An 8399-nucleotide genomic window follows, 5' to 3' on the forward strand; every position below is an offset into this window, starting at 1 on the left:
CTCACCACACCTTCTTCTCTTCGCGGCCTTTCCAGACCGTGCGGATCCAGGCGATGGCCTTCCAGAGCTTGGTCTCGTCGTCGATCAGATCGCGATAGGGCGGCATGGGACCGACGACGCCTTCCTGGCCCTTGCGGGCGTAGCCGTGCTTCTGCAGCTCCTGGCTACCGAGCGTGATTAGGCGGAACAGCGTGTCGTCGTCACCGCCATAGACCCAGGTCTCGTTGGTGAGCGGCGGGCACATGCCGCCACCACCGCCTCCGCCGTGGCACCCGTTGCAGGAGAGGCCCATGTAGATCTTGTGACCTTCCTCGGCGATTTTCGGATCTTTGTAGTCGAAGGGATTCTTAAGCTTGCCCTTCTCCGTTTTCTCGACGCGATCGATGGGTTTCATGGGCGCGCCACCCGCCGCCGCATCAGCGGCAGGAGCAGCAGGAGCCGCTTCCGGTGCCCCGTCGGCCTTCTTTTCGGCCGCGGCGGGCTCCGATTTCTCTGCGGGTGCCGGCTCGTCTGCGGCACCGACGGCACCGACGAACGCTCCGGTCGAGAGCGCTGCTGCAAGCAGCAGCCTTACGAATTGGCTTTTCACGTTTAGATTTCCTCGTGTCATTGCAAGTTTCGCCTCCCGATTTCCGTGCGAACGGCAGCGAGGCACCCACCGTCCGTCTCTCCCCCTGTGCTTGCAGAGATTCGTCTGTGGCGCGCCGTTACTCCGGCGTCCGCCGCTCATAACTTTTCCTTTCCACCAGTTTCCCCACTGCCGTGCTGTCGCGAGCGCTCGGAGATCGTCGACTGGAAGAGCGCGATCGACTTTGCGGCGTCCTCGTTGAGGTTCTCGCGCGCGATGTCGATGGCTGTCTTGCCGGCGTCCGATTTGAGATTGGGATCCGCGCCGGCCTCGAGCAGCAGGCCGAGCATGGGAATGTTGCCACGCGCGGACGCGATCATGAGCGCCGTCACGCGATGCGCGTTGGAGGCGTTCACGTTGGCCCCGCGCTCGACGAGCGCGGTCGCGATGTCGGTCGAGCGCAGACCTTGGCGCCGCTCGATCTCCTTGGCCGCCTCTCCAACCGCCATCTGGCTCGCCGCGACCATGAGCGGAGTCACCTTCTCCGTTCCTGCGGCGACGTTGACGTTGGCGCCGAGCTCGATCAGCGCTTTGGCGGCGAGATACTTGCCGCTTTCGATCGCGAGCGACAGCGGACCGAAACCGCCATCGATCGATTCCTCAAGATCGGCGCCAGCGGCAACCAGCGCACGGATGGAGGGGACGTGGTTGCGCTCGGCCGCGTGGATGAGCGCCGTGAACCCGTCCTTGTCACGCCCGTTGACATTCGCCTTGAGGGAAACAAGCAGCGGAATGATCTTCTCGTTGCGGTTGCGCGCTGCTGCCTGGAGTGCGGCGTAACCCTGCGCATCGTGCTTGTTGACGTCGGCGCCCTTCTCCACCAGGAAGCGGATGCGGTCTGCGTCCGACGCCAGCACCGCGTTGGCGAGCTCGGACTGAACGTCCGCACCTTCTGCCAGCCACGCCTCGAGCCGCGCGCGCGTGACGAGCTGATCGGGCGATGCCTCGACCTTCGGCCCCTGGCTGATCTCGAACGGCTTCGTATACGAGCCGTGAGACGGCAGATCGCCTGGCACCACGCATTTGCTGCATTTGACCAGCGGCACGCCGTAATCGCGCAGGATCTTCTCGATTTCGGTGCGGTTCGCCTCGAGCGCGTAGTCGAGCGCGAACTTGAGCACGACGTTGGTGGGGCGCACGCCGAGCGAAAGGTCGAACTCCAGGGGCACCTCGTCTTCCATGAGATTGACGGGCAGCACCGAGAGCGGCTCGTTTTTGATGGTGCGGAACCAGCCCGCGAAAGGTCCCCACACGGCGGCCACGTCCAGCTTGCCTTCGATCACCTCCTGCACCTGATAGGTCGGCTGCTGCTCGGGCAGGAGATCGCCGTTGTGGCTGACGGTATGGACGACCACGTTGGTGCTCACGCCGCGTCGCTTCAGCACCTCGCGGATGGCCGAGGTCTGATAGACCCCGATCTTCAGCTGCTTGAGCTTCGGATCGTCGAGGCCCGAGATGTCGAGTCCGCGGTCGTTGCGCCATGCCAGGACATAGGTCGTTCGGTAGACCGGGTTGGTGGTCAGCACGCCCGCGTACACGCTCGGCATATCGACAAGCACGTCGCAATCATTGGTCTCGAACGTCTGGCGCGTGATGCCACGCTCGAGGTAGGGGCGCCAGAAGTTGATGACCTGAGACCCCATGGAGCGGGCCAGCACGGCCGCGATCTTGTTCTGAAAGCCTTGTCCGTCGATGGACGACAACGGCATGTTGCCGGGATCGCCGCATACGCGCAGAGGTCCGAGGCTCTTGGTCTCGAACGCCTTCTTGCCGGCCATCTTGGCGGCCGTCTTCTCAGCCGCCGTAAGCTCGTCGAACTCCTTGTTGGCGCGGAATCCAGGATCCGCCGCCATGGCCGATCCTACGCCGAGAAGCATGGCGGCCGCGGACAGGATGGGTGCCAGCACGCTAACGGTTGGCAATGAGAATGACAAAGCAGTCACGCGCGTCTCATGCATGTGAATTCTTCATGTAACTCTATATCGTTACTAGACGAAGGGACAAGCCGACAATCCCCGCGAACTCGATCAAGTTCCGTTGATCCCGAGGCAGCTTTCCCGTTCCGTCACGGCAAAAACGCCCGGTGCCGCGAGGCACCGGGCGTTCCTTCACTTCAGTGACGAGATCACTCGTAGACCCGGAAGGTGAAGAGCGTGCCAGCCTGCGGGATCTTGTCGAGGTTGGCTGCCTTCGTCATCGCCGTGGCGCCGATCGCACCGAACTTGTCGTTGAGATCGAGGCCAGCGGTGACGGGTACGCCGATCCAGCCGCCGATGCCGGCGAGGATTGAAACGTACTGCTTGTCCTTCACCTTGTAGGTGATCGGGTTACCGATGATGCCGGAGGCGAGCTTGCGGCTCCAGAGCACCTTACCCGACTTGCGGTCGACGGCGCGGAAGTCACCGCCGAGCGAGCCGTAGAACACGAGGCCGCCGTCGGTCACCATGGTGCCGCCCCAGTTCGGATAGGGATCGGGGATCTCCCAATCCGCCTCGCCGGTCAGCACGTCGAACTTCTTGACCTTACCGGTTGTGCCGGGCTTCTCGGGATACATGTACACGTTGGCGAACACGTAGACCGTGCCCTGTTGCGTGTGCGTGCGCTCCTGAGGCTCAAGCTCCATGCACCAGTTGTTGGTGGGGCAATAGAACTTGTTCGGCTCGGCTGGATCGACTGCGCAAGGCTGCTGGTCCTTGCCGCCCATTGCTGACGGGCAGGCCGAGACGTTGCGACCGCGCTCGAGCGGCGAGTGCTCGCGCACCTTCACCGGACGACCCGTCTTGAGATCGACCTTCTCGGCCCAATCCGTCGTCACGTACTTGTGGGCGCGCAGAAGCGTGCCGTCCTGACGATCGAGAACATAAGCGAAGCCGTTGCGGTCGAAGTGAACGAGGGCCTTGCGGGCTTTGCCGTCCACGTCCATGTCGACGAGAATGTTCTCGTTGACGCCGTCATAGTCCCACTGGTCGAAGGGCGTCATCTGGTAGGCCCAGACGGCCTCGCCGGTGTCCACCTTGCGGGCGAAAATGGTCATCGACCACTTGTTGTCGAACTCGCCCGTGTTGCACTCTTCGTGCGTCTTCTTCGAGCAGCGATACGCGGGGCTCCAGAGGCCCGGGTTGCCGGTCGAATAGTAGACGATCTTCAGGTCGGAGTCGTAGCTGAACCACGCCCACGCTGCGCCGCCGCCGATCTTGTAATCGTCGCCGACGTGCGTGTGGATGCCGAGATCCTTACCGGCCGTGCCGTAGTGCGGATTGGCCTTGTTGGTCTCGGGCGTGAGGCAGACGTCCTTGTCGGAGCCCGTCGAGTGGCACTCCCAGACCTTCTTGCCGTCCTTCAGGTTGTAGGCGGTGACGCGGCCGCGGGCCGCGAACTCGTCGCCGCCGAAGCCGAGGATCACGTAGTCGCCGGCGATGAGCGGAGCCGAGGTGCTCGTCTCGCCCTTCTCGGGCCAGGCGTGCTTCACAACCCACGCCTCTTTGCCGGTCGCGGCGTCGAGAGCGATCAGGAAGCCGTCGAGCGTGCCGTAGTAGAGCTTGCCGTCGGCGTATGCGGGACCGCGGTTGACGGTGTCGCAGCAGGCGCGCGGCACGGCCGATTCATCACGGTCGGTGGTCTTGACGTAGTTCCAGATCTGCTTCGGGTGATCGGGGTCCGAGAGATCGAGACCCTGCGCGATGTTGCACTGGGCCATGTTCGGGCAGCCCGAGACGAAGAACAGCATGGGTTTGCCGCCAACGTCCTCGACGAAGACCGGCTGGCCTTCGTGGCCACGCAGCGCTCCGGTCGACTGCGACCAGACCATCTGCAGGTTCTTGACGTTGTCGGCGTTGATGTCCTTGAGCGGCGAGTGGCGGGTTAGATGATTGTCGCGCCCCGGTGCGCCCCACTGATTGGGGTCGGCCGCGCGCTTATCGACCTCATCGTTCGCGAAGGCGGGGGCGGAAAGCCCCAGCATCGCCAACATGAGGCCGCCCGTGAGCAAGCCAAGTTTGTTGGTCATTTCGGTCTCCTCTCCTAGCTGCGAGGCTTGCAGACTTGAGGAACCAGGCAAGCCGCACCCGGCCGCTCGAAAGGCCCAGCAAGAAGCCTCGAACGGGTCCGTCACGCGCGATTTGTCGCTTAGCGATACGATCGGGACTCTTGTGTGGGGTCCATCGGCTGTGTCTGCGGTGCCGCAGGAAAAAATCCACAGACGGATCGCTCGTTCTGCTCCCTAGCTTTCAAGAAACAAGCGCCGACAAACAAGAACGCATGACGACCGGTTCGATCGTTAAGCACGCGGACGTGATCGTCAGCAGGGTGCACCGTAGGGACGTTATACCAGAACATCGAGGGGGAAACGTCCCATTCGCACTGTGAAAAATTCCCCATCACGGATAGTTGAAAAGCGACGACTGCGCGGACGTCGTCACGGCGCGAGATCGCGTGCAATGCGAAAACCGACACTAAAATTTCGGAAATCGGGCACGTTGCGCGCCCGCATGGCGGAGCGCATCACCTTGGCGGGAAAGAATGCCGAGCCGCCGCGTAGGCTCCTGACGCCATGCGCCGGCGGGCGATCGCCAACGGGTGCGCAATCGTCCGTCAGGCGCGGGCGGCCATCCTTCGGTCCCGACGCGTAGTCGTCGCAATAGAAGTCGGCAGTCCATTCCCATACGTTGCCGTGCACATTGAACAGCCCCCAGGGATTGGGGGCAAAGGCCGCGGCGGGCGCGGGCGCCTTACTGTCCCACTCACTCCCGCAACCGGCACAGGCGGCGCGCACGATGCCGTCGGCCGGCATCGCATCACCCCACCAATACGCCGTTATCGTTCCGGCACGGGCCGCAAATTCCCATTCCGCTTCCGAGGGAAGTCGATAGGCATGTCCGGTTTTCCGGCTCAGCCAGGCCGCATACGACGTCGCGTCGTCGAAGCTGACGCCGACGATCGGCTGCCCCGGAGCGGTGAGATTCTCACCGAGATTGCGGTAGTATCGGCTCGCTCCGGTCTCGATATTGTGCTGTCCGCCGGGCTCCAGCCACTCGGGCGGCTTGCATCCACCGGCCTCGACGCAGGCCTTATACTCGGCGACCGTCGTCACCGTTGCGGCAATGGCGAACGCCGGCACCGATACTTCGGCCTGTTTCTCATCGTCCGCGTGATCAGGCTCGGATTCCGGTGAACCGATCTTGAACCCCTTCGGGGCCTGAGGAACCGCGACCATCGCCGGGCATATGTCTGCGCAGTCCCGGAACGGCTTGGCGCCGCCCGTCACGCGCAGCTCCGTTTTCTCCTGGCCGGCTAGCCCCGCACGAACAGACACCAAGGCAAGGTGAAGCTCGTTCGCGCGCGCGGCCACGAGATCCTTCGCTTGCGGGTCGCTCGAGAGTATGGCCTCGAGCGCTGCTCCATCCTTGGCCGACGCCACATCGCCCGCGCGGTCTGCGGCGTGCAACGGGACGGCCCACAACAGCAGAGGCGACATGGCGGAAAAGAACGCCAATTGGGAAATCTTCCTGGTGCCCTGCATGCGAACGCTCCCTGCGAAGGCGCGAGTCCTATGTTATAGTGTTCATATTTTCAAGCGCATGCTCGCCTGAGGAGGACAGCCAATGGACCGTCGCTTCTTGCTCGCACTTGCCTCGTTTTTTGTCTGCTCGCACGCCCTCGCCGCCGACCCCGATTTATGGCCCGATCTCCGCCAGGAGCTGTTCGGCGATCGTGCCATCGTCGAAAACGACGGGACGGTTACGCTCTATGCACCCGAGAATGCGGAGGACGCAGCGCTGGTCCCGGTCAGCTTGCGCTTTCCCGAAGCCACGTCCCGCTCGATCGTCGCGGTGACTCTCCTTGTCGAACGCAATCCGGCGCCGGTTGCTGCCGTGTTCAAGTTCGGCGATGCCTTTCGCAACGGACGGGATGTCGGCGAACGCCAGTTGGCGACGCGCATCCGGGTCGACTCGTTCTCGCGTGTACGCGCCATCGCCGAGACGGCGGACGGCACGTTGCACATGGTGACGCGCTTCGTCGCCGGCGCGGGCGGCTGCTCGGCAACGCCTTCCAAGGACATGGAGGCGGCCCTCGCCAGCATGGGCAAGATGAGCATCAAGACCATGACCGAGCCGGTTCGCGGCGACGCATGGCGCGAGACCCAGGTGATGATCAAGCATCCCAACTTCACGGGCCTGCAGATGGATCCGATCTCGCGCGGCTATGTCCCAGCGCGGTTCGTCAACGATCTCGAAATCAAGAACGGCGGTACGCTGTTGCTGCGAATGGAAGGCGGCATTTCGATCTCCGAGAACCCGAACCTACGATTCAGCTACGGCTCCACCGCATCGGGGGACTCGATCGAAGTCACCGCCCGCGACACGGAAGGCGCCACCTTTACCGACCGTTCCGACGGCGGCTCATGACGATCATTGCTCGCGGGCGAGACGTAACAAGTCGCGCGCGAGAATGTCCATGCCCTCCGCGACGTCCGTGTTGACGAGCAGCGACACCGAGAGCCAGTGCGGCGTCGTCGTGCTGGCGGCAATGAGGTTGTAGGACGTGAAGCCGGGCACGTGGCCCGAGTGGCTATAGAGGTCCGTCGCGTCCGCGTGCTCGATGAACCACCCCATGCCGTAATAAATGTCGGGCGTTACGCGGGCGCCGTCGGAGAACATCAGGCCGAGAAGATCGGGCGGCAGGATCCTTCCGCCCATCAGCGCGCCATTCCATGTCGCGAGATCCGCGATCGAACTCGTGATGTCGGCGCTTCCTTTCAACCAGTCGGGCTGATCGAAGACAGGGCGGCTCCTATGAATTGCGGTCGCCTCGATCGCGCCAGGGACCAGCTCTCCCACAAATGCCGTCTCTTTGAGGCCGGCTTGCGGAAAGATCGCCTCGCTCAGGTATCTCCTGTGAGACTTGGGTGCGCTTTCGCCGAAGGGCACTGCTTCCTCCATGGCTTCGGCGAGAAGAAAATAGCTCGTATTCGAATACTCGAACGTATTGGGCCAGCCCGACGGCTTGAGCCTCTTGATCTCCGAAAGAAGGTCCGAGGCCGCGATCCGCCCCCACGGGTCGGTCGACGCCGGCGGAAGGCGCGTGAAATTCGGAAGGTTCGAGGTCATGGTGAGGAGGCTTCGCAGCGTGACCGGCTGCTCGTGCGCAGCGGAGCCCATGCCCGGCCAGTGCCCGACGTCGGAAAAGATGCGCGAGAGCGACAGATCGAGGTCGAACGGCGTTCCGTCGCGCAAAGCGGCACGATGGCCAATCATGTGCAGCATGGCCGCAGCCGTGAACTGCTTTGCGAGAGAGCCCACATGATAGACCGTGTGGATCGTCGCCGGGACGCCCGGTGCGGCCTCGCGATAGCCCTTCGAGGCAATAAGCCCGCTCTCGGTCGCCACCCCATAAACAAGGGACGCCTTCGGCAGCTCCGGAGCCTCTCGATCGATGAGCTCCAGAAAATGCGCGATCTGCGCGTCGGCCCTCGCGGCCTTCTGGTCCGACCAGTTCGCGGCGTGGGCAGGCGCAAGCACCACAAGACCCAGCGCGAGCGCGGCGCCGAGCGGCAGGCATCGTGCCGCACGGGCACGCAATCTTGAAATTGCTGTCATGCCGTTCGACGTTTCGACCAACGGCAGCGAGCATAGAAATTCCGCGACCGCTGAACAAGCCATCGTTGCGAAGCAGCCGGGGAACCGGCGGCGGCCCAGATGGGCGGGCTACATTCTGCGCTGGACGGAAAGGCGGATCAGATCGGCCGTTCGCTCGACGCCGAGCTTCTCCTTCA

The 8399-nt window shown here is 63.4% G+C and carries 6 protein-coding genes; 1 reads left to right on the plus strand and 5 read right to left on the minus strand.

Translation table 11 applies throughout. The annotated features are described in order from the left end of the window. Nucleotide 1: 1 nt before the first annotated feature. The 4 genes from QZV93_RS08930 to QZV93_RS08945 all read right to left on the minus strand — a co-directional run bounded on the left by QZV93_RS08930 (nt 2) and on the right by QZV93_RS08945 (nt 6146). Nucleotides 2-589, minus strand: a complete 588-nt coding sequence (locus QZV93_RS08930) for a cytochrome c (RefSeq protein WP_295557740.1) — start codon at nt 587-589, stop codon at nt 2-4. A 137-nt stretch (nt 590-726) separates the two neighbouring features. After that, on the minus strand, nt 727-2571 hold the full coding sequence (locus tag QZV93_RS08935) for a quinoprotein dehydrogenase-associated putative ABC transporter substrate-binding protein (RefSeq protein WP_295557741.1): 1845 nt from the start codon (nt 2569-2571) through the stop codon (nt 727-729). 182 nt (nt 2572-2753) lie between these two features. Continuing rightward, complete coding sequence (locus tag QZV93_RS08940) at nt 2754-4634, minus strand: PQQ-dependent dehydrogenase, methanol/ethanol family (protein WP_295557742.1); 1881 nt, start codon at nt 4632-4634, stop codon at nt 2754-2756. A gap of 408 nt (nt 4635-5042) precedes the next feature. Beyond that, a complete protein-coding gene (locus QZV93_RS08945; protein ID WP_295557744.1) occupies nt 5043-6146 on the minus strand; it encodes a formylglycine-generating enzyme family protein in 1104 nt (367 codons plus the stop codon). Between the two features lie 82 nt (nt 6147-6228). Here QZV93_RS08945 and QZV93_RS08950 point away from each other — a divergent pair, with 82 nt between their 5' ends. Next, complete coding sequence (locus QZV93_RS08950; RefSeq protein ID WP_295557746.1) at nt 6229-7032, plus strand: quinoprotein dehydrogenase-associated SoxYZ-like carrier; 804 nt, start codon at nt 6229-6231, stop codon at nt 7030-7032. 3 nt (nt 7033-7035) lie between these two features. Here QZV93_RS08950 and QZV93_RS08955 read toward each other — a convergent pair whose 3' ends face one another. Next, on the minus strand, nt 7036-8223 hold the full coding sequence (locus QZV93_RS08955; RefSeq protein WP_295557747.1) for a serine hydrolase domain-containing protein: 1188 nt from the start codon (nt 8221-8223) through the stop codon (nt 7036-7038). Nucleotides 8224-8399 lie beyond the last annotated feature (176 nt).

This window comes from uncultured Hyphomicrobium sp., assembly GCF_902826555.1.
In the GTDB taxonomy this organism is placed as follows: Bacteria; Pseudomonadota; Alphaproteobacteria; order Rhizobiales; family Hyphomicrobiaceae; genus Hyphomicrobium_C.

What these genes read in the sequence shown, in the direction of transcription:
- QZV93_RS08940 (WP_295557742.1), bottom strand. Translation starts at nt 4,634, where the DNA reads ATGACCAACAAACTTGGCTTGCTCACGGGCGGCCTCATGTTGGCGATG.
- QZV93_RS08945 (WP_295557744.1), bottom strand. Translation starts at nt 6,146, where the DNA reads ATGCAGGGCACCAGGAAGATTTCCCAATTGGCGTTCTTTTCCGCCATG.
- QZV93_RS08950 (WP_295557746.1), top strand. Translation starts at nt 6,229, where the DNA reads ATGGACCGTCGCTTCTTGCTCGCACTTGCCTCGTTTTTTGTCTGCTCG.
- QZV93_RS08955 (WP_295557747.1), bottom strand. Translation starts at nt 8,223, where the DNA reads ATGACAGCAATTTCAAGATTGCGTGCCCGTGCGGCACGATGCCTGCCG.